The 20,562-nt window shown below is 48.4% G+C and carries 18 protein-coding genes and 1 pseudogene; 5 read left to right on the top strand and 14 right to left on the bottom strand.

What is annotated here, in order from left to right:
- Positions 1-15: 15 nt before the first annotated feature.
- Complete coding sequence (locus H6G00_RS20155) at positions 16-1,254, top strand: NupC/NupG family nucleoside CNT transporter (RefSeq protein ID WP_190798107.1); 1,239 nt, start codon at positions 16-18, stop codon at positions 1,252-1,254.
- A gap of 50 nt (positions 1,255-1,304) precedes the next feature.
- Here the strand turns inward: H6G00_RS20155 and lepB are convergent, their stop codons facing one another.
- Complete coding sequence (lepB, locus tag H6G00_RS20150; protein WP_347277327.1) at positions 1,305-1,838, bottom strand: signal peptidase I; 534 nt, start codon at positions 1,836-1,838, stop codon at positions 1,305-1,307.
- Between the two features lie 527 nt (positions 1,839-2,365).
- Here lepB and H6G00_RS36745 point away from each other — a divergent pair.
- A pseudogene (locus tag H6G00_RS36745) lies at positions 2,366-2,652 on the top strand (dihydroorotase); the annotation flags it as partial.
- Positions 2,653-2,660: 8 nt separating this feature from the next.
- On the opposite strand, the gene H6G00_RS20140 reads toward H6G00_RS36745, so the two are convergent.
- The 4 genes from H6G00_RS20140 to H6G00_RS20125 form a co-directional block, all read right to left on the bottom strand.
- Positions 2,661-3,677, bottom strand: a complete 1,017-nt coding sequence (locus H6G00_RS20140; RefSeq protein WP_190684017.1) for a TOBE-like domain-containing protein — start codon at positions 3,675-3,677, stop codon at positions 2,661-2,663.
- 189 nt (positions 3,678-3,866) lie between these two features.
- Positions 3,867-4,553 (bottom strand): HAD family hydrolase, encoded by a 687-nt coding sequence (locus tag H6G00_RS20135; RefSeq protein ID WP_190798106.1) that lies wholly within the window; start codon positions 4,551-4,553, stop codon positions 3,867-3,869.
- Positions 4,554-4,598: 45 nt separating this feature from the next.
- Complete coding sequence (locus tag H6G00_RS20130; protein ID WP_190798105.1) at positions 4,599-5,792, bottom strand: NAD(P)/FAD-dependent oxidoreductase; 1,194 nt, start codon at positions 5,790-5,792, stop codon at positions 4,599-4,601.
- 105 nt (positions 5,793-5,897) lie between these two features.
- Positions 5,898-6,881 carry a protochlorophyllide reductase gene (locus H6G00_RS20125; RefSeq protein WP_190798104.1) on the bottom strand — a complete coding sequence of 328 codons (984 nt, stop codon included), beginning with the start codon at positions 6,879-6,881 and terminating at the stop codon, positions 5,898-5,900.
- 245 nt (positions 6,882-7,126) lie between these two features.
- Here H6G00_RS20125 and H6G00_RS20120 point away from each other — a divergent pair, with 245 nt between their 5' ends.
- On the top strand, positions 7,127-7,735 hold the full coding sequence (locus tag H6G00_RS20120; protein ID WP_190798103.1) for an HdeD family acid-resistance protein: 609 nt from the start codon (positions 7,127-7,129) through the stop codon (positions 7,733-7,735).
- A 203-nt stretch (positions 7,736-7,938) separates the two neighbouring features.
- On the opposite strand, the gene malQ is transcribed toward H6G00_RS20120, so the two are convergent.
- Positions 7,939-9,450 carry a 4-alpha-glucanotransferase gene (malQ, locus tag H6G00_RS20115; protein ID WP_190798102.1) on the bottom strand — a complete coding sequence of 504 codons (1,512 nt, stop codon included), beginning with the start codon at positions 9,448-9,450 and terminating at the stop codon, positions 7,939-7,941.
- Between the two features lie 303 nt (positions 9,451-9,753).
- Between malQ and H6G00_RS20110 the strand changes: the two genes are divergently transcribed.
- A complete protein-coding gene (locus H6G00_RS20110) occupies positions 9,754-10,590 on the top strand; it encodes a cyanophycinase (RefSeq protein WP_190644466.1) in 837 nt (278 codons plus the stop codon).
- On the opposite strand, the gene H6G00_RS20105 is transcribed toward H6G00_RS20110, so the two are convergent.
- A complete protein-coding gene (locus H6G00_RS20105) occupies positions 10,550-11,845 on the bottom strand; it encodes a damage-control phosphatase ARMT1 family protein (RefSeq protein WP_190798101.1) in 1,296 nt (431 codons plus the stop codon). The two genes, H6G00_RS20110 and H6G00_RS20105, sit on opposite strands and share 41 nt — an antisense overlap.
- Before the next feature lie 299 nt (positions 11,846-12,144).
- Here H6G00_RS20105 and H6G00_RS20100 point away from each other — a divergent pair, with 299 nt between their 5' ends.
- Positions 12,145-12,771, top strand: coding sequence for a fasciclin domain-containing protein (locus tag H6G00_RS20100; RefSeq protein WP_190644468.1), 627 nt, complete (start codon positions 12,145-12,147; stop codon positions 12,769-12,771).
- A 154-nt stretch (positions 12,772-12,925) separates the two neighbouring features.
- On the opposite strand, the gene H6G00_RS20095 is transcribed toward H6G00_RS20100, so the two are convergent.
- The 7 genes from H6G00_RS20095 to H6G00_RS20065 all read right to left on the bottom strand — a co-directional run bounded on the left by H6G00_RS20095 (position 12,926) and on the right by H6G00_RS20065 (position 20,311).
- The gene (locus tag H6G00_RS20095; RefSeq protein ID WP_190798222.1) at positions 12,926-13,933 is read right to left on the bottom strand and encodes a DUF1611 domain-containing protein; all 1,008 of its coding nucleotides are present in this window, start codon (positions 13,931-13,933) and stop codon (positions 12,926-12,928) included.
- Positions 13,934-13,952: 19 nt separating this feature from the next.
- Positions 13,953-14,999 (bottom strand): dipeptide epimerase, encoded by a 1,047-nt coding sequence (locus tag H6G00_RS20090; protein ID WP_190798100.1) that lies wholly within the window; start codon positions 14,997-14,999, stop codon positions 13,953-13,955.
- 27 nt (positions 15,000-15,026) lie between these two features.
- Positions 15,027-15,416: a VOC family protein gene (locus tag H6G00_RS20085; RefSeq protein ID WP_190798099.1), complete on the bottom strand. Its 390-nt coding sequence runs from the start codon at positions 15,414-15,416 to the stop codon at positions 15,027-15,029.
- A gap of 26 nt (positions 15,417-15,442) precedes the next feature.
- The gene (locus H6G00_RS20080) at positions 15,443-16,591 is read right to left on the bottom strand and encodes a hypothetical protein (RefSeq protein WP_190798098.1); all 1,149 of its coding nucleotides are present in this window, start codon (positions 16,589-16,591) and stop codon (positions 15,443-15,445) included.
- Between the two features lie 149 nt (positions 16,592-16,740).
- Complete coding sequence (locus tag H6G00_RS20075; protein WP_190644472.1) at positions 16,741-17,724, bottom strand: hypothetical protein; 984 nt, start codon at positions 17,722-17,724, stop codon at positions 16,741-16,743.
- Positions 17,725-18,186: 462 nt separating this feature from the next.
- Entirely contained in the window at positions 18,187-19,269 is a 1,083-nt protein-coding gene (locus H6G00_RS20070; RefSeq protein WP_190798221.1) for a hemolysin family protein, read from the bottom strand.
- A 355-nt stretch (positions 19,270-19,624) separates the two neighbouring features.
- A complete protein-coding gene (locus tag H6G00_RS20065; protein WP_190798097.1) occupies positions 19,625-20,311 on the bottom strand; it encodes a sugar transferase in 687 nt (228 codons plus the stop codon).
- Positions 20,312-20,562 lie beyond the last annotated feature (251 nt).

Raw genomic sequence — 20,562 nt, 5'->3', positions numbered from 1 at the left:
CACTACAGAAAGCTTATGGAGCGTCTCATTTCACTGTTCGGGCTGCTCATTTTCATTGCGATCGCCTATTTGTTTTCGACCAATCGGCGAGCTGTACGCTGGCGGCCTGTGCTGTGGGGAGTTGCGCTACAGCTATTTTTTGCCCTATTTATCCTCAGAACTCCTGTTGGCTTTGCCATTTTTGAATTCATCGGCAATTTAGTGACGCAATTTCTCAACTTTTCTGATGCAGGCGCATCCTTTGTCTTTGGTGAAAACTTTGAAGATTTCTTCTTTGCCTTCAAAGTTTTGCCAACTATCATCTTTTTCTCCGCCTTCATTGGTGTGCTTTATCACTACGGCATCTTACAGCGCGTCGTCCAATGGATTGCCTGGTTGATGATGCGAACCATGCGAACCTCGGGTTCGGAATCGCTCTCAGCAGCAGGCAATATCTTTGTCGGGCAAACCGAAGCACCGCTGCTAATTAAGCCTTACGTTTCTTCCATGACTCAATCAGAGCTACATGCTGTGATGACGGGTGGGTTTGCGACCATAGCAGGTGGCGTACTGGCAGCCTACGTTTCCTTCGGTATTCCAGCAGAGCACCTGATCGCCGCATCCGTGATGTCTGCCCCCGCTGCTCTGGCAATTTCTAAGCTGCTTTACCCCGAAACCGAAGATTCACCAACAGCGGGCGATATCAAGATAAAAGTCGAGCGTACGTCTGTTAATGTAATTGATGCTGCTGCAAGTGGAGCGATCGACGGCTTAAAGCTTGCCCTCAATGTTGCCGCCATGATCATTGCATTTTTGGCTCTGCTGGCAATGTTTAATGCTTTGTTGGGCTGGTTGGGTAGTTTAGTTGGTCTGTCCAACCTTTCCCTGGAGCTAATTCTCGGCTACCTGTTAGCCCCGATCGCCTGGCTAATGGGTGTTCCTTGGGCAGATTGTCTTCAGGTAGGAGCCTTACTGGGCAAAAGGACGATTCTGAACGAATTCATTGCTTATCTAGACCTGAGCGAACTGATTGGCGCAGGTGCCAGTTCCGCAGGCACAGAGGCAACCGCCACCATCTCAGAACGAGCAGTAATCATTACCACCTATGCCCTCTGCGGTTTTGCCAACATCGGCTCCATTGGCATTCAAATTGGGGGCATCGGCGGAATTGCTCCTGATCGCCAACATGACCTCGCTCGCTTAGGCGTTCGAGCCATGATTGGAGGCACGCTAGCTTGTTTTATGACAGCGGCGATCGCTGGAATGCTTTTGTAAAAAAGTTAATTTTTCATCCGCTTCCCGCACGAAAGCTAACTTTTAAAGTCCTACTCCCGATACTCCGGCTCCGGACCTAATTCTCCAACTCGTCCGGGTGGCCAAAAGCGCACAGCAGCTCTGCCGATAATGTTCTCTCGTGGAACGTAGCCCCAGAAGTGGCTATCGTAACTGTTGTTGCGGTTATCACCTAGAACCAGGTACGAATCTTCGGGCACGACTTCCGGGCCCCACTGATACTCTGGTTCAGCAGCGATGTAGTTTTCTCGCAGGGCTTGTCCGTTTACATAAACTCGCCCTCCACGAACCTCAATAGTTTCTCCCGGTAAACCAATGACCCGTTTAATGAACGCGTCTTTCATCGAGGGATTTTCTTGTTTCAGCCGATCTGTCGGCCAAAACACCACAATGTCTCCCCGCTCAGGATTACTAAATCGATAGCTGACTTTCTCCACGATTAGGCGATCGTTGACTTCCAGGGTTGGCAGCATCGATTCAGAAGGAATATAGCGGGCCTCTGCCACAATTTGCCGAATCCCGAAGGCCAGAATTGCACTCAGCCCAATTGTCTTTAACCCTTCTATCCAGGGATTTTCTGCGACTTTGTGATGTCCCCCCGGTGGCTCGGGAGCAACTGGTAACTGTGAGCCATCTGCCTCTGATGGGCTGATGGGAACAGGCTGATTAGTTACAGGATGAAGCTCGGCTTCTGGATTGGGGTTGTGGTCGGATGGAGTAGGCATTGAGGGCTCTAAACTATTAGCACCGTTGTGTTTACTGTGGTCAAAGTTATCAGGCACGGATTGCTGAAAACGGGTCATAAACTGTACTAGTCACAAAAATATAGCGATTTTAAGCACTAAGCTGCAGGTTTTAGGTTGAATCAGGATTTTAGCCTAGTAGTTAGAGGTTGCCTTGACCAGAATTTTGATTAGAACGTTAGAAAAGTGGTCTTATAACTACTTTGTCTCTACTTCAACTGTACAAACAAATTTGACTACTCGTAGAAACTATAGCTAATCATGTCTAGTGTTACCCATCTGTTATTACCCATCTATTGATTCGTCATGCCCAAATTCTGCTACCAGGTGGTGAGTTTTTGCTGGGAGACATGGAGGTTCGCGATCGCCAAATTACTCGCATTGCTCCAGACCATCTCTAAAACTATCTACGGGGGAGCGATCGCCCGTCCAGGAAATTGACGCACCGGGTCTGAGTTTGTTGCCAGGAGTGCTCGATCCCTAGGTTCACTTTCGCGAGCCTGGTCTGGAACATAGAGAATACTTGTTTACTGCAAGCTGTGCTTGTGCCAAAGGGGGCGTAACTTCACGTCTGGAGATGCCTAACCCCCGACCGCTGACTACAACTCAGGCTGCACTGGACGACAAATTGCGTCGAAACCCTCATCAGATTGAGTAATATAGCGGGAATGCCTTAGCTTCTTTGGGTTTCACAAAAACTCGCTGCTGTGGCTCTAGTTTGAGTTGGTCAAAGCGATCGCGAGTCAAATGAGCCGTGACGACCTGTCCGTCGTCCAGCGCTAACTCTGCCTGCACTTCCCAACCCAGATGAATCAGGCGAGTAACTCTGGCGGCAACGGTAGTGCCGTTAGGCTGCGTTTCGATTAGTACGTCTTGAGGACGCAGAAAAACCTCTGGGTGAGCCGAGTCAAACCCATTCCCTTGAAAAATATGGGATGTGCTGGGCAACACATTGACTGGACCAATAAAGCTCATCACAAAGGCGCTAGCCGGATTGTCGTATATCTGGGCGGGACTGCCGACCTGCTCAACCTTGCCCTTGTTCATAACGACGAGTTCATCCGAGACTTCCATTGCCTCTTCCTGGTCGTGGGTAACGAAGACGGTCGTCACGTGGACTTCATCATGTAGACGACGCAGCCAGGCCCGCAGATCTTTTCGCACTTTGGCATCAAGTGCCCCAAAGGGTTCGTCAAGCAGCAGCACTTTTGGCTCCACAGCTAGCGCTCTTGCCAGAGCAACCCGTTGACGCTGACCGCCAGAGAGCTGAGAGGGGTAGCGATCGCCCAACCCTGCCAACTGCACTAACTCCAGCAGTTCTTCCACCTTTGCTTTGACTTTCGCTTTGGGTGTTTTGCGAATCTCCATGCCAAAAGCGATATTCTTACGCACGGTCAGGTGCTTGAACAAGGCGTAATGCTGAAACACAAAGCCAATGTTGCGGTCCTGAACGGTTTCATGGGTCGCGTCTCTACCCGTGAGAATGACTCTGCCTGTGTCGGGTTGTTCTAACCCAGCAATCAACCGTAGCAGCGTAGATTTGCCTGATCCTGAAGGCCCAAGCAGAGCGACCAGCGATCCGGTCTTGATTTCTAAATCAACTTGATCGACCGCTTGAAAGCTGCCAAACTGCTTTGAAACATTCTCAATAACAATGCCCACTGCAACCAGACCTCATGCTGAAGGGAAATGACCTTGATAGCAGCAAATTATCAGCACTTCATCTCAGTCCTTAAATTTGATGCTACTGTCTCACGCTCAACGATCCCCAGCTACTTTATAAATTTACTGTAGATTTATACCACAAATTCTTATAACTAAACGGTGAATCGGTTAAGCAAGAATCTGTATCTAGCTCCTTACCCCGCTAAGAGAAGGAGCCGGAATGGAAACGCTTGCTCGCTTAAGCCAGATAGCTCTCAGTCCAGCAGCTTTTGCGCCTTCATAGTCTTCTTTAAAGCTATCGCCAATGTGCCATGCCTCACCGGGAGAACAGTTATGTTTCTGCAATGCGGTCGCAAAAACTTGGGGATCAGGCTTTGCAGCCCCCACTTCTGTGGAAATGGTGATCGAGCTAAAGAATTCGGCTAGCTCCAGAGCGGATAGGACGGCGTAAATACGAGAGTCAAAGTTAGAAACAACCCCCAGTTCAACGCCCTGGTCGCACCACTGCATGAGAGTAGAGCGAATGTCAGGATAAACGAGCCAAGGTTCAGCCGTCTCGAAGTGGCTGTAGAGAGCGGTAAAAAACGCTGAAAAATCCGCGAATTGGTCTAACACTCCAGCTTTTTGGAACGTTTGAGCGGCGATCGCCCACCACCAGGCAAATTCTCGCTCTGGAATCTCTGACCGTGACACCCTCGGAAATGCCATTGGAGAGGCTGCCCGAAAGCTTTGGAAGAAAGCATTATCCAGGACTTCAGCCTCTACCACTACTCCAAATTGGCGAGCCAGCGAACCATAAACTTCGCCCACGCTGCCTTTCACGCCAAATAGCGTGCCAACGGCATCCAGAAAAATCACCTTGGGATGCTTCATCAGCGTCTACCTACCTAGAGCAATAGCTAACGATACATCAAGACTCTAGATAGAAAGCATCTCACGCAACGGGCGCACGATCCAGTTCAAACCGACCTTAAGTTGGTGATCCAGAGTAGGCATTCGGTAAAGATATGCTAAACGACGCGCAACGTAGGCTAGCTGTCCGTCTAGCTTTACTCCCAAGCCAGTAAAGGTAGCATCATCGGTACCCAAAGTCATCATCTCGCCAAGATGCTGATAGCGGAACGGCAACAGCGGACGATTGGTTAACGATGCCCAGATATTCCAACCCACATACTCTGCTTGCTGAAAAGCGGATTGGGCAGTCGCTGGAACTTTTTGTCCATCTACATCCTGGCATTCTGCTAGATCGCCCAGTGCAAAAACTTCGGGATAGTCGATCGCCTGAAGAGTTGGCGTGATTACAAGCTGTCCTCGTGAGTTATGCTTCAGCGGTAGATTTTGCACAACCTCTGCAACTTTGTTGCCGACTGTCCATAGCACCACTTCAACGGGGATTGTATCGACCTTTCCTTTGTACTCCAGCGAGATGGTGTTTTCGCCCAGCGCTTCTACCTTGGTTTCCAGGTCAATCCACACCCCCCGATCCTCTAGAGCTTTCTGAGCCGCTTCCCGGTTAAATTCTGGTGAGGTTCTAAGAATTTGGTCGGTTAATTCTACCAACCGCAGCCGTCCTCGTTCTTTTAACCGATCTGCTAGTTTGCAGGCTAACTCAACGCCGCTATAACCTGCTCCGACGATCGCAACTCGAATTTTGTCTGCCTCAGATGCTTCCAGGGTTCGCAGTCGTTCTTCTAGACGATAGGCATCGGCAATCGTGCGAAAGGGAATCGCGTATTCGGCTGCCCCCGGCACGATATCCAGAGGGGTTTCGCCGCCAAGCGCTAAGACGAGGCGATCGTAGGACAGTTCTGGTCCGTCCTGAAGCTGCACCTGCTTGGACTGCACGTCAATTCCGGCGACAGCCGCCTGATAGAAATGTACGCCTGTGCCTGCTAACAGTTCAATGTAAGGAGGAGCAATTTCCCAGGTTTGCAGTTCGCCTGTGAGCAATTCGTAGAGCAGCGGCGAAAATAGGAAGCGATCGCGCTGGTCAACCAGCACGATTTCGGGCTTTTCGAGTTTGCTCCAGGGGAGTTGACTCAGCCGCAGCGCGGTGTAAAGACCGCCAAAGCCGCCACCGAGAATGCAAATACGCTTGGGTTGTTGGGTCATGGTAAGGAAGTCAATCCGCTCAGGACAACTTTACTTACAGGATAACAAGGCAATCCGCTTTGTTGGGAACCAGACTAGCGATCGCCTTAGATCACTACTCAAATCTTACTTAGCAGACATCGCGGGTTCTTCTAACCCCACTAGCCTTGCACTTAGCTCCCACAGACGCACTGCCTTAGCATCATCGCGAGCTTCGGGGGAAACCTTTTGCACAAACGATTTGCCTTCTTTTTTCTGGCGATTGCCCCAGCTCCAGTAAGTTCCAGACTGACCATATTCTGGCTTGGCAACAACATCTGCAACCCGTTCACCGGATAGTTCTTCAGTCACAAAACCACCGGTAATGTACTTCTGGAAGAGCGGAAAAATCTTCTGGAAGAGTGGGTAGTGGTTGCGGAATAGCGCAGTTGTCGCCACACATCCGGGATAGAGAGAACTGAAGATAATACCTGTTGAGTCATGCAAGCGTCGATGCAGCTCTCGCATCGTCAGCACGTTACAAACTTTGCTGTCTTTGTATGCTTTTACGGGTTCAAATTTTTTGCCATCGATCATAGAAATTGGCGCTTTGAAACCTTGCTCAAAGCCCTGCAATTCTCCCAGGTCGGGACGTGGAGGAATCTTTCCACCCAGTTCGTCGGGGTTGTGAGTGACTGTGCCCAGGATGACTAAACGCTTGTCGGATGCAGGAGATTTCTTCAAGTCCTCAAGCATCAGGTTGCACAGGAGGAAATGCCCAAGGTGGTTGGTGGCAACGCTTAGCTCGTAGCCTTCTGGCGATCGCAATGGCTCTTTCAACAAGGGCATGTAAATCGCTGCGTTGCACACTAGTGCCTCTAACGATCTGCCGCTTGACCTAAAGTCTGTTACAAACTGTCGCACACTCTCCAAAGAAGCCAAATCAATATGCAGAAGGGTGTAGCTATCTTTAGACATTCCTACAGATTGGGCTGCCTTTTCTGCTTTCTCCAAATTTCGACAAGCCATCACTACGTGCCATCCACGCTGAGCTAGCGCTCTTGCCGCCTGTAGACCTACTCCCGAAGAAGCACCTGTAATTACGACTGTTGACTTCTGATGTTGATCCATCTCGCTTCAGACTCTCTGTTCAGACTTGGTTAAGTACCAGTAATCGGCCCTGATTATGCTCTCACAAATTTCATATCAATTAAGATGTCGTTACTGATTTGTAACTAAACTCTTAGAATTTGTAACCTTTTGTAGAGTGAACCCTGATTATGGGTTGAAAAGAGGTCTACCCTAAGGTCCTACCAGGCAAGTAGTTTTTTTCCTAACCTGTGCAGAGAAGCTACATAAATAGGAAAAAAACGACTATGACATCCAACGTGTCTCCTGAAACTAGCGTTGAAACTAGCGCTGGAACTAACACCATTAATAAACAGGTAAACAATTCTCCTTTAGTGGGTGTCCTGCTCATTGTTCTAGGTATTGTTGGGCTTGCCCTACCCATCTTCTCAACCCTGGTTGCTGAAACTTGGGTTGCCTTCATCCTGATTTCTGCAGGAGCTGCTAAGGTCGTTTATGCGTTTCAAACGCGCGATCGCGGCGGTTTCATTTGGAAATTGCTGTTGGGAGTCCTTTATGTAGCGACAGGTCTTATGCTGTTCGTCTATCCCCGAACAGGCATCCTTACTCTGACTTTGCTGCTAGGTAGCTTTTTCTTGACAGAAGGCATATTTGAAACAATCTTGGCGTTTCGTCTGCGCCCGCAGCAAAATTGGACTTGGGCTTTAGTGAATGGGATTGTAACACTGGCGTTTGGCGGTATAGTTTTGTTCCAATGGCCCTTTAACGCTCCCTGGCTAATTGGCACACTGGTTGGTGCAAGCGTTTTGTTTAGCGGCGTTTCACGGGTAATGCTGTCATTTGGCCGTGGTTCTGATTCTGCAATGAATCAAACTGACCCAGCTGCTTCAGTTTGAGGATGATTTTGTTACTAGTCGTTAGTCTTTTGCAGATTTGATTAGTGATTTACTCCTCTCCTAATAAAAGATCAGGGATGCCCCCGCGTCCCGGAGGGCATCCCTGATCTTTGTAGTGCCTAATCTTTAACCGGGAAGGGAGTAATGAGAGAAAATTGAAATCCCTCTTCCATTGCAGGAGAGGGATTTAGAATAGGCGAGATTTATCGGCTATAGAGATGAGTGAGATGGAGTAGGCGATCGCTCAATTCTTGAGTCAAAACATTAGAATCGGTGTAACGCCAGCGCCAGTTACCTGCGGATACGCTAGGGTCATTCATACGAGCATGGTTATCCAAACCCAATACATCTTGCAGTGGAATAACAGCCAAATCACCAACCGAAGCAAGTGCTAGCTGGATTAATTCCCAATTGATCTGTTTAATCTCTTCGGTAGATGTATAGCCTAAATATTGAGCCACAAACTGCTTTTCTCCAGCACTGGCTCCTGACCACCAACCTAAGGTTGTGTCGTTGTCATGAGTGCCGGTGTAAACCACGCAGTTATTGAGGTAATGGTGCGGTAGGTAAGGATTTTTAGGGTCTTCACCAAAGGCAAATTGTAGGATTCGCATTCCGGGAAATTGGAAGCGATCGCGCAGTTCCTCAACCTCGGGTGTGATAATTCCTAAATCCTCTGCCATGATTGGCAAACTGCCTAACTGGTCGCTTAGTGATTCAAAGAACTCGGTATCTGGTCCTTTGATCCACTCACCATTGATTGCAGTTTCCTCTCCAGCAGGAACTTGCCAGTAGGCTTCAAACCCTCGGAAGTGATCAACTCTAACAATATCAACATATTGCAGTGTTGCCTGAAACCGCTTTACCCACCAGGCATAATTGGTTTGCTTAATTTGATCCCAGTCGTATACGGGGTTCCCCCAAAGCTGCCCAGTAGCGCTAAAGTAATCGGGTGGAACCCCAGCAATGTAGGCAGGTTCAAAGGTTTGCGGATCTAGTTTAAATGTTTCTGGACTTGCCCAAACATCAGAGCTGTTGTGGCAAACGTAGATAGAAATATCACCTACAATTTGAATATTTTTCTGATTGGTATAAGCCCGAAGTTTTGACCACTGCTCAAAGAATTTGAACTGCAAGAATCGATGGAATTGAATACTTTCTTGCAACTGTTCTGCGGCTGCTTTGAGTGCATCTGGTTCTCGTCGGGCGATCGCCCCTTCCCAATAGTTCCAGCTTTTCCCCTCATTCGCTTCTAGCAATGACATGAACAGCACATAGTCATCTAACCAATAGGACTGTTCTTTAGAGAACTGTTCGAGCTGTGGATTCGGCGTGCTGAGGTTCTGAAAGCGTTCGTAAGCCAATTTGAGAAACTTAAACTTATGTGGAATCACCCGATCGAAATCAACCAAATGAGGAGCAGCATTTTCCTCAGAGGGTAGTGGGGACAGTTCATCTGCGTTCAGCAAACCTTCTTCTGCCAAGGTTTCCAGGCTGATCAGGAGAGGATTTCCGGCAAAAGCGCTGAAATTCATGGTGTATGGAGAATGCTCATATCCAGTTGGACCTAATGGCAAAACTTGCCACAGCTTTTGCCCACTTTTCTCTAAGAAATCCACAAATTCGTATGCCGATTTGCCTAAATCACCAATTCCAAATTGACTGGGTAGACTGGTTGGGTGCAGTAGAATGCCGCTAGCACGTTGAAAGCTCATGGTGATTTCTAAAGACACAGATCAGTCCAAAACTATCTCTTATTTAGGACAAGTCTCAATAGGACGTTAGATAGATTTCCAACTCAAATTTCATAGAATCACAATCTTAATTTGCAACAAAGGTTACAGAAATCACCAAAATCTCTATCTCAAGCGAGGTCAGATTTACCCGATTTCAGCAGTACGCTTATTAAGGTATTTCTCAAACGTACATAAAGGCGATCGCTCTCTCCGAATCACTTTAGCAGCTACGATCGAGAACCGATTAAAAATCCCAAGTTAAAAATTAAGGTAGGGCACAGTATGGAGCCGAGTCAAAGTCGGGGACAGTTAGTCATCATTGGTGGGGCGGAAGATAAAGAAGGAGACTGCACTATCCTTCGAGAGTTTGTAAGATGCGCTGGAGGGGTCAACGCTCGAATTGCAGTTTTAACCGCAGCAACCAGCCTACCTGGAGAAGTTGGAACCCAATACGTGCGGATTTTCGAGCGTCTGGGAGTGGAAGATGTTTGTGTCATTGATACCGATTATCGGGAAGACGCAGACCGTTCTGAAAATTTAGAAAAGGCTGAAAAGGCAACGGGCGTATTCTTTACTGGCGGAGACCAGGCACGTATTACTGACCTGATTAAAGACACTAAACTCGACAGTGTGATTCACAGACGCTACAACGAAGGAATTGTTGTGGGGGGCACTAGTGCAGGAGCCGCAATGATGCCCGACATGATGATTGTTGAAGGAAAATCTGAAACAAACCCTAGTGTTGATGCAGTCGAGATGGGACCAGGAATGGGTTTTCTTCCTGGCATCGTGGTTGACCAACACTTTGCCCAACGAGGTAGGTTAGGACGACTAATTTCAGCCCTGGTACAACAGCCTGCCGTGTTAGGAATTGGCATTGATGAGAATACGGCTGTAATTGTGACGGGTGATGAGTTTGAAGTTGTGGGTGAGGGAGCCATCACAGTTGTAGATGAGTCAGGTACCACTCACAACAATCTGGAAGGATTACTCAAAGATGAGCCTCTGGCGGTTTGTGGTGTTAAGCTCCACATCCTGCCTCACGGCTATCGGTTTAACTGGAGGACTCGCCAACCCGTTATTGCAACCCCAAATCTGGTAGGTCAGCAAACTGCATAACTCCCCATTCTCCATTGGTTAACCAGCTTGGGTCTATTTGATTGAGTAACTCTACTTGTTCAGGCTGTAAGCCTGCTACGACTTCCGATTTGAGGGTTCGTAATGCTAATAGAGGAGAGGGAAAGTAGCATACGATCTCTTCAAATCGGGTCGTAAATGACCAGTGCCGATCTCCTAGTAAGCGGCGATAGTTAGCATCACCTTTGACGATGACTAAATTACTCTGAGACAACTCATGATGCAGTGTTTGGGGTAGTTTCCAGAGCTCTAAAGGTGAAACCCAGTAAGGATCTGCTAGGAGTTGTAGTCGTCCGATCGCCAAATAACTCCTGAGCCTTTCTGCCAAACTCTGGACACTCGTGTCCCTATCGTTGGATAAAACAGTCAGGGTATGATGAACGTCTGCAATGGTGGCATCTGAGACAAACGCAGGATGAATCTTAACATGCAGATAAACAGTAAAGGGAGAAGGTTGAGTTAGCAATAGATCAATCAGGAAAAGGTCACAAATTAACTCAAAGCCTGCATTATCTGCGACTAAATCAATTCGGGGGTGCGATCGCCATCTCTCTTCCCCTTTCCCTTGCTTCCCGAACCAATCCAACAGTCTATCCGTATCGTCTACCAAAACGTGAGTTTTTTGAGCCTGCTTAAATTCAGTTTCAACATCACTTTCAAAAATCAAATCAACAGTAGGCTTTAAGCTTAAATCAGCTTGATTTCCCCAGAGTGCGTTATGAAGTAGCACAACAAGGTTTGTACCCCACGTCACATCCTCTTTGCTCTGAACAATTTGTGACTGATGTAATGAGTTAATTTGAGAACTTACTGCACGAACTTTTTCTAGAGATGTGGTTAAGCTAGCATGTTTTTGGGTGTGAAAAGGATCAAAACCTTGCCATGCTCCAGGTTGGAAGTACTGCGTTGCTTCTAAAAGACGACGGTAGAAATAAACCTCGGCAAAGAACCAGGGCACCTCTATCCAGGAACAATTGAGGTAAGGATGCAGATAGGTTGACCACTCCGCTAAATCGGGGGCATTTTCATCTTCAAGCAGTCGTACTTTGCCCTCAAATAGCTCCTGCAACAGGGTTTCCAGAGCGATAACAATGTCTGTTGGGAAATCATTTTCATCGATTGTGCGTTGGGCGATCGCGGGCCACCGCTGAGTTAGGGTCAGATGAGCAAAAGACCCCGACTCGGACATCATCAGCGGCGGCGGCACAGCTAATCGAGGATGCTGAAATGGAGGCATGGCAAAAGTTAAGGTGCAGCATTGGAATTATTGGGGCGATCGCTTAGATCCATTAGCAAACTAAGAATACTTTACTTTTTGGGATTGCTGGATGCAGCCACAGCCTGTGGTTGTTGCTTTTGTCTGTAAAGGCATTTCTCCCAACCCCCCTACGGTTGAAGCATTCAACTAATCAAATCAACAAATTTCTTTTTTGTATTCTAGACAACATCTATCTAGGGGCTGAGGGCATTGCTTGAGAACATCCTTTAAGTTCTGTAAAGGTCATCAAGACTACTGTGACAATTGAAGAGGTATTTATGATTCGCAACCAAATTTCTAAGCGTTTGGTTTTAGGTCTAGTTGGGTTAAGCAGTGCGCTCGTTCTGTCCGCCTGCAACCAACCCACCGATACTGCTGAGGTCGAGTCAACAGAGGTTCCTGCAACCACAACAGAGGTTCCTGCAACTGAAGACCCTGCTGTCGAAGACCCTACTGCTGAGGGCGCAACTGCTGGTGAAGGAGAAACGGTTGCAGATCTAGCGGCATCTGATGAATCTTTTAGCACCCTAGCAACTGCCATTGAAGCCGCAGGACTGACTGAAACGCTTTCAGGCGAGGGCCCTTACACGGTTTTTGCACCTACCAACGAAGCCTTTGAAGCACTACCCGAAGGCACTCTGGATCAGCTTCTACTTCCTGAAAATAAGGACGTCCTAGCTCAAGTTTTGACCTACCATGTCGTGCCAGAAGAGCTTCCTGCTAGCGAAATCGCAGCCGGAGAAGTGGAAACAGTTGAGGGCACACCTGTCACCGTTGAGGTTGATGAAGCCGCTGGCGGAGTCATGGTCAACAATGCAACGGTGATCGAGCCTGATATTCAGGCTAGCAACGGGGTAATTCACGCTGTCGATCAGGTCATTCTACCGCCCGGAGCCGAGTTGTAGAGAACTGACTTGTCCAGCTTCAGGACTCTTTTCCTGATCGAGTTAAGTTTTAGAGTTTAATACCGCTTCACCTGTCTAGACTAAGCTTGAACGAGGATATGCCAGCCATATCCTCGTTTTACATATTCTCGTTTTGTCGTGAGTGCAGTATTGGTCACTTGAGAATTGCATCTAGAATAGGTTCTGCGTTGAAGCGAATCACGTCGGTGCAAGGCAGCCCTGTTTCTAGCTGGGCATGTTCGATCGCTTCCTGTGCTTCTTCTTCGCTCAGGTGAAAGGTGTTAAGGGCGATCGCCACCACTTTCACCTCAGCAAATGCTCCACCAGCAGAGGCAACCGTTTCGTACACTTGAATAACTTTGGGTAAGGGTGGGATGGGAACATCTGTGAATTGCTGAACGTGAGTTTGTCCCGCCCGATGAACTAGGACCAGATGAGTAGGTTGACTGCCCCGCATCAGAGGAAGAGTAGCAGTAGAGGCTGGATTCATCAGCGATCCTTGCCCTTCAACAAACAGAATGTCGTAGTCATACCCATAGCGCATCATGATTTGCTCAACTGCGCCAGAGGCAAAATCAATTCTGATTGCGTCTAAAGGAATGCCGTCATGACCCAGCATTAGCCCTGTCTGCCCTGTTGCTAAAAATCGGGACTGTAAGCCTCGCTCTTGTGCAGCTCGATTTAGCTCTAAACTGGTAGACATTTTGCCGACGCTCATATCGGTGCCAACGGTCAGAACTCGTAGACAGGGAAGCGATCGCGCCTGACCACTGCCTACTGTTAAACCTTGTGGCTCTCGGCGCACATCCCAAATCAACTGACCGGGTTTTAGCAAGCTGCTGAGTTGGGGATCAGTTGCCAGGGGTGTATGCAGTCCATTCACAACTGACAAACCCGCAGCAACAGCTTGTTTTACCTCCTGCCACCAGGCTTCGGGCAGCGCTCCGCCAGAGGGAGCGATCCCAATCATTAACACGGTAGGCTGATAGGCGAGTGCCTCTGCTACTGATGCAACAATGGGCACCGGACGCGAAATTCCAATCAGCTCTGAAAGCGATCGCCCTGGAGATTGCTCATCCACAACTGCCACAATCGACAGATCGCTATAACGCAGTAGAGAAATGCCCGTTTTTCCTTTTGCCCCTTGCAGCCCTTCATGCATCAGCAGGGCAATGCGATCGCTAGCCGTGAACACGTTGCACCCCCAATCCTGGTAAGTCGTTTGGCACTAGACAGCCATTTTCCAAAGAGGCCCCAACAAACGGATCATCAATTAGGTTGAGATGACTATCCAAGTCTAAATGATCTGCAAAAGGAGCCAGATGGGCTGCTGCGGTATTGGCTAAAGCGCTGTCCGAGTAGCAGCCAAACATAATTTGCAAGCCACAGGCTTTGGCTGTGTGAATCATCCGGAGTGCCTCACTCAAGCCGCCCGATTTCATTAGCTTAATGTTGATGCCATGAACGCGATCTGCCAGTTTGGGAATGTCGCGACTATCAAAACAGCTTTCATCTACGAAAATGGGCAATGGCGACTGGCGATACAGTTCCAGTAAATCTGACTCCTGCCCTTTATCGAGCGGCTGCTCGATGTAGGTGACACCCTGTTCCGCTAGCCAGTGGCTCATGGAAATAGAATCTGCCAAATTCCAACCGCCATTTGCGTCAATACTGACTTTTGCCCCTTTGGGCACTTCTTGCTGCACTGCTTTAAGCATTTCCTGGTCTGCCATGATCCCACTAGGGCTACCGAGTTTCACCTTAACGGCTTGAAAGGGAGCAAGCTGTAGCCAATGCAGCAACCGTTGTCGAGCGGCTTCAGGAGAACTGATACCAATGGTGGCAGAGGTGGGCACGATGCGATCGCGCTCCAATCCCCACAGTTTCCACAGCGGCAGCCCCAGATACTTGCCGCGCCAGTCATGCAATGCCAGATCAAGTGCAGTCTGGGCAGCAGAGGGCAGATTGGCATCTGTCAAAATTTGCTCAATCCGCTGCTGGTCAAAGGGAGTCAGCGACTTTAATTGAGGCGCAATTTGCTGAAGCTGAAGAACAAGCTCTTCGGTGGGCTGAGGACGACCTACCGAAAAAGGTGAAGCTTCTCCCCAGCCTTCAATTCCGTCGTGTTCTAGAATCAGCCAGACGTTTGTACTTTCTGCCGACGTGCCGCGACTAATGGTCAGGGCAAATCGCTTGTGAACCGTAAATGTCTCAACCCGAATCTGCATGATGCATCCGCAAGCGTTGCTCCAATCTTACGAGACTTGGAGGTAATTGGAAATTTCTAACAGATTGCCATCGGGATCACGAATGTAGAGGGAGGCGATCGCCCCCATTGCTCCAGTTCTTGGCACAATTCCCTGCTCAATTTCTACTCCGCAAGATTGCAGGTGAGTCATCACCTCAGTTAAAGGTGTAGTTGTAATCAAGCAAAGGTCGGCAGAGCCAGGAGTAGGCTGGGCAGATTTTGGCTCAAACTCTTTGCCAACTTGGTGCAGGTTAATTTTTTGCTGACCAAAGTGGAGGGCATAGCGGCGATCGCCAAACATCACCACCTCCATTCCTAGAACCCGCGCGTAAAAATCACAGGTCGCTTGTAAATCAGCCACCGTCAAGACCAGATGATCCAGCCGCTCAATTTTCACCGTGTTCTGCAAGTTAAGTCTGCAAGTTAAATCGAGTAAACCTGCCCATCGATTAGCAAACGCGTGATCCCCTTAGCCTGCAAATAAGGTCCAACTTTGTGTAGCATTCGCCCATCGGGAACCTTGACGACTCGCTGCATTCGGCGAGAAAACCGTCGAGCAACTCGATGGTTGTCAAAAATTGGCAGCGTTCTTGCTTGAATTTCCTCATCAGGAATTTGCCCCAGGTCGGCAAAATCTCTGAGTGGGCGAGTAATCAACTCGGAGGCGCGATCAACGACCAGATAAAAGATCTTAGGAATCGGAGCTTCCGACAACGGCAAAACGCTTACCCGTTCCTTTGACTGAATATGTACAGCGGTGAAATCTTGCGAATCTCCACCTGCTCCATACGAGTCATCCTCGTCATCATCCAGGTCGTCATCCAGGTCTTCTAAATCTTCTTCCTCATCATCCAGTTCTTCAAAGTCCTCTCCCTCATTCAACAAATCTTCTGCTAGCGTCTCTGCAACACGAGGAGTTGTTTCTAAACCATAGTTTTGGTCCGACTGCGGCTTTGCAATTTGGTCTTCCATTGCCGCTGAAAACTCTAGCAGTGGAATCTGCGTCGCAGAAGACAAGTTTTTGTCAGCCACCTCTGCGATTTTTGCTTCAACGCTGTCTACCTCTGTCGTTTTGGTCAACGGAGGTGCAAATGTTGTCTCATTTGCTTCAGCGATCGCCGTGCGTTTCCGCTCACGACGCTGAGGAGCTGGAATCTCCCGTAGTTGAGGCTTTGGCTTCGCTTCGGCTAACTGAGAGACCAATGGCTCTGGTTGAGAAGGTTGTTCAGAGGGTTCAGGTTGAGAAGGTTGTTCAAAGAATTCAGGTTGGGGAGATGATTCAAAGAGTTCAGGTTGAGAAGGTTGTTCAAGTGGCTGAATCGGCTTAGATTCTACTTCAGGCGGTTCAGAAGACTCAGGTGCAAAATTAAGAAACCGGGTAGACAATCCACCTCGCTTTTGCTGCACCAGGGTTTCATACTCCTGTTCCGACAAGCCTTGCTTCAGGATGCGGCTAATGGTGGTATTGCTCACGCCATAGCGACTGGCCAGAGTTGAGGTCGTCTCCTCTGGGTGGCGATACAACGTGAGAATCGTTTGTTTATCAGAATCAGACAATTTTTGGGGAGCCATGCCGCAAATCTTTCCTCAGCCAGCGATCGGACTGTCAGCTATTAGACCGTTTCTGTAGAGAAGCAAATTATATCTTTGCTTTTTATCACTACCACTACTACCATTCTGCCAATTCATCAGGATTATAGGGAGTTCTTTCATCCCTTATCCTACGCTCTCCTCCTTCCTCCTCGGCGAGAACGGGTTGACAGATCGTACTCTAAGGCTGCACCAATGCCAAACAGAACCGCGCTAAAGATGAAGAATACCTCTGGCAAAGCTCCAGTTTCGTAATCCTCAACATAGGTAGTGGCATAGAAGAACCAGATGTCTGCCAGATAGAGTGAGAAAGCGGCAGCGGCAATGAACCGCCAAGATAGGGAGAATCGTCCTCCCCAAAATGCTAACAGCAGGGTTGTTGCCATCACCACCAGAATAATGTCACCAATGATGTAGAGCAGAGTAACGATATCTCCCAGGGGTTCCAGGTCAGCCGCTAAACTCGTAACCCAACCTGGGGCAGTATTTGCTTCTAGGGCATCGGCTTCGGTGGAGCCCTCTGGCAGCGCTGGGGCTGCATCTGGTGGAGCACCGGGATTAGCAGGAGCAGTTTGTTCAATCCCGGTAGGAGCAGCCGGAAGTTCAGTTTCTTCTGGTGCGGAAAGCAGCAGATAGGCAAGCAAAATCCCTGCGATCGCAATTCCTAAAACCGTAGCCCACTGCCACAGAGCTAGATTCAGCCGCCTGGAGATAACCGCCAACAGCATTCCCCAGCCCAAGAAGAAATAGGTCAAGATAAAAAAGAAATCTCCAGGAGAAAGGTCGGGCGATTGCCCCCAACCTAACTCCCACTGAGCCAACAGCAAGTTAGCGATAAAGTAAGACAACATTCCCAAACCGATCGCTAACCAAACAGTTCTACCACTGACGATCAGGCTACTACGCCAGTTCCGAAAGCAGAGGATAGCAGCTCCCAAAAAAGCCACATCCTCAAGCACGTAAGTCGTCACTCCGTACCAGCTCGGTCGCCCTTGCCCGGGTAAAGGCACACTAAATAAGAGAAAAAATAGGAGCGCAATAATTGCCCAAGCGGTTAAGGACAGGACAATCACCTGGACGGATAGAGAGGAATCATTAGAAGTCTTTTTGTTCAAGGTACCGCTCCTACAGAATGCAGAGTTGGGACGGTTGAGCAATTGATGCGATCACTATAAATCTTTCTGCGGAAAGTCTTACAGAGAATCTCACTAAATTGCTGGGCGACAACACACGACAACAGCAGTCAATTAGAAGCGCACATGATGTCCCTACACTTTGTCACGCTGAGAGGGTTTGGTAAAAATCACCCTGACTGGTTGCTTTACTAGAGATCGGGCTTGCTTATTGGTTCATACTGCCTCTTATTCCATGCTTGATTCTGCTGAATTTAGATGTCGTTGAACAGAGGGATGGATTATGACTATCCATTCCTCTGGTAGGGGCGGTTTGCAAACTGCCCTTTAACAGATTTCGCAATTTTACAGCGTTCCTCGACAATTAGCGCTGTTGATTGTAATGCAGGACTCTTGACTGGTTCAAAGCAGGTTTCTAGCTTGTACGTCATGTTTAGCAAACGCTCAACCTAATCGCCGAATCGTAGGCACGCTGCGCTGCCATCGAATCCGAGAGGGAAAGTCGCTTTCGTCATAGATTTCACCAACTAGCTCCTCTAGAATGTCCTCCAGGGTAACGAGTCCAACGGTGCCACCATATTCGTCTACCACGATCGCAATGTGAAACTGCTGTTGCAGCATTTCTTTGAGCAGGTCAGCGACCCGCTTTAGCTCGGGTACGTAGACAGGTGCATCCATTGCTTGCGTCACGGGCGCATCAGTTTGGTCAGTTTGGCAAACCGAGTCTAATTCTTGCAGGGCTCGCTTTAGATGAACGATGCCCACAATTTGGTCTTTTGACTCCTCTTGAACCGGGATGCGAGAGTATCCGGTTTTTAAGCAAAAATCTACGAGTTCGCGTAGCGTTGCTTCGTGGGAAATCGTTTGCATGTCAATTCGAGGTTTGACCACGTCTCGTGCTACCACCCGATCGAGCATGAGTGCTTTGTTGAGCAACTGATGGCGATCGAGGTCAAGCTGTCCTTTGCCGCCCAGAATTTCGATCATCAGCTGCAGATCTTTGATCGATTCTCCTTGCTGTACTACGTTGCCCTGAAAAGTGCGGATGGCGAATTGAGCGATCGCCTCCAAAAACTGAGCAATGCCAAAAAATGACAGCACTCTAGACAGCCAATAGATTGGGCGTACCACCACCCTAAAAATCGGCATGACGTTGTTGATTGCCAGCGACTTGGGCGTAATCTCGCCAAATATCAGGACTAGCAGCGTGATTACACCTGTAGCGATCCCCACTGCTGCATTGCCAAACCAGATCGTGAAAAGATTACTGGTAAGAATAGCCGAAGTATTATTAACCAGATTGTTGCCGATCAGGAGTGTGGTGATGAACCGAGCCCGATTTTCTAGCACCAGGGTAAACATTCCACCGGGATCACCCTGTTCTTTGATCAGTGCTCTCAGTTTCAGATTGTCCAGGGCCGTAATAGCGGTTTCTGACCCAGAAAAGCAGGCAGAAAGGGCCAGCATCACAACCAGAGCTGCCAAATCAAGTCGAACATCTCCTAAAAACGGCTGAACCTGACCCATGAGCGGATGAGTTAGAAAGGCGTAGGAGAACCAGGCAGGGGCGATCGCCAACAATTGCAGTGGGGGAAATAGGGAAATCACGAGGAAGAGTGGAGCCGATAAAGCTACCAGATTGTGAGTAGGTATAAGAAGACGCAAGAAAGTTGAGAGAGTCCATCTTGAGATGATAACCCCCCTCAACTTTTGAGGATTCTACCCTTGAACCGAATACGCTTGAACTAAGCTACAGCTAAATCAAAATTTAGGTCATTTAAATAAACCTCTATGAATCGCTTTTTAAAGCGTGAATGGTAGCGCGGCGGAGCCGCGCTACCATTCACGCAAAAGGTCTATTGATTGTGATTCTTCTAAGGATTTAACAGGCTCCCTGTTTCGACAAAACCACCCAAATCGTCTTGCCAATCAAAAAAAGGTCATACATTACTGACCAGCGATGAAGATATCTCAGGTCAAGCTGCACAATAGCTTCAAAGTCGATGATTTGAGAGCGACCATTGACCTGCCATTCGCCCGTAATACCAGGCTTAACTTCGAGCCGTCTCCAGTGATGCTTGCTGTACTGTTTAACTTCGTTTACTGTAGGCGGACGAGTGCCCACTAGGCTCATGTCGCCCTGTAGCACATTCCAAAACTGCGGCAGTTCATCCAGACTAGTACGTCGCAGAAATTGACCCACTCTTGTAATCCGAGGATCGTTGTCATTCTTAAAGACGTGACCGTTTGCCTGATTTGTGACCTGCTGTTTGAGTGCTTCAGCATTCACGACCATTGAGCGAAATTTCCAAATTTTGAAGTAGCGACCACGATGCCCACAGCGAGTTTGGCTGTAGAAAACGGGTCCTGGGCTGTCAATCTGGATGGCGATCGTAATGGGCATAACCACTAGCGCAGTCAAAATCAGCCCTATCGTTGCTCCCAAAATATCGATACATCGCTTCACTTTGCTGTTGACTGAAGGATGGATGTTGGTCGAACCTCTTAAATAAACCTGAGAACGAACAGATGCAGAAACAGCGGCGAATTCAGAACTGGTAGTGACCATGATTTGGAGTGGTTTACAGGTAAATGTGAATTAAAGAAGAGCCAAGAACGCAAGCAATTGTGGAGACTGACAAAGGGTTTTAAGGTCAGCGGCACTCTGATGAAGCTATTTTTTAAGCAATGTAAGGAAAAGAATTTTCAAATTTTTAAAACCGTTCAGCCAAGTTCCACGTATAAACATTATGGTTAGCAAATCTTTAAAACCGCGCAGCGGAGCTTTGCCTTGTTGAAAGCTTCAACAAGGCAACAACA

The sequence above is a fragment of the Leptolyngbya sp. FACHB-541 genome (assembly GCF_014695875.1).
Lineage (GTDB): Bacteria > Cyanobacteriota > Cyanobacteriia > Elainellales > Elainellaceae > JAAUTN01.
This window is presented reverse-complemented; position numbering and strand designations above follow the sequence as displayed.

Excerpts from the sequence above, each read along its gene's own strand:
- H6G00_RS20120 (WP_190798103.1), top strand. The coding sequence starts at position 7,127 with ATGACATCCAACGTGTCTCCTGAAACTAGCGTTGAAACTAGCGCTGGA.
- H6G00_RS20065 (WP_190798097.1), bottom strand. The coding sequence starts at position 20,311 with ATGGTCACTACCAGTTCTGAATTCGCCGCTGTTTCTGCATCTGTTCGT.
- H6G00_RS20095 (WP_190798222.1), bottom strand. The coding sequence starts at position 13,933 with ATGCATGAAGGGCTGCAAGGGGCAAAAGGAAAAACGGGCATTTCTCTA.
- H6G00_RS20130 (WP_190798105.1), bottom strand. The coding sequence starts at position 5,792 with ATGACCCAACAACCCAAGCGTATTTGCATTCTCGGTGGCGGCTTTGGC.
- H6G00_RS20100 (WP_190644468.1), top strand. The coding sequence starts at position 12,145 with ATGATTCGCAACCAAATTTCTAAGCGTTTGGTTTTAGGTCTAGTTGGG.
- H6G00_RS20155 (WP_190798107.1), top strand. The coding sequence starts at position 16 with ATGGAGCGTCTCATTTCACTGTTCGGGCTGCTCATTTTCATTGCGATC.
- H6G00_RS20080 (WP_190798098.1), bottom strand. The coding sequence starts at position 16,591 with ATGGCTCCCCAAAAATTGTCTGATTCTGATAAACAAACGATTCTCACG.
- H6G00_RS20135 (WP_190798106.1), bottom strand. The coding sequence starts at position 4,553 with ATGAAGCATCCCAAGGTGATTTTTCTGGATGCCGTTGGCACGCTATTT.
- H6G00_RS20110 (WP_190644466.1), top strand. The coding sequence starts at position 9,754 with ATGGAGCCGAGTCAAAGTCGGGGACAGTTAGTCATCATTGGTGGGGCG.
- H6G00_RS20125 (WP_190798104.1), bottom strand. The coding sequence starts at position 6,881 with ATGGATCAACATCAGAAGTCAACAGTCGTAATTACAGGTGCTTCTTCG.
- malQ (WP_190798102.1), bottom strand. The coding sequence starts at position 9,450 with ATGAGCTTTCAACGTGCTAGCGGCATTCTACTGCACCCAACCAGTCTA.
- H6G00_RS20105 (WP_190798101.1), bottom strand. The coding sequence starts at position 11,845 with ATGCCTCCATTTCAGCATCCTCGATTAGCTGTGCCGCCGCCGCTGATG.
- H6G00_RS20090 (WP_190798100.1), bottom strand. The coding sequence starts at position 14,999 with ATGCAGATTCGGGTTGAGACATTTACGGTTCACAAGCGATTTGCCCTG.
- H6G00_RS20070 (WP_190798221.1), bottom strand. The coding sequence starts at position 19,269 with ATGGGTCAGGTTCAGCCGTTTTTAGGAGATGTTCGACTTGATTTGGCA.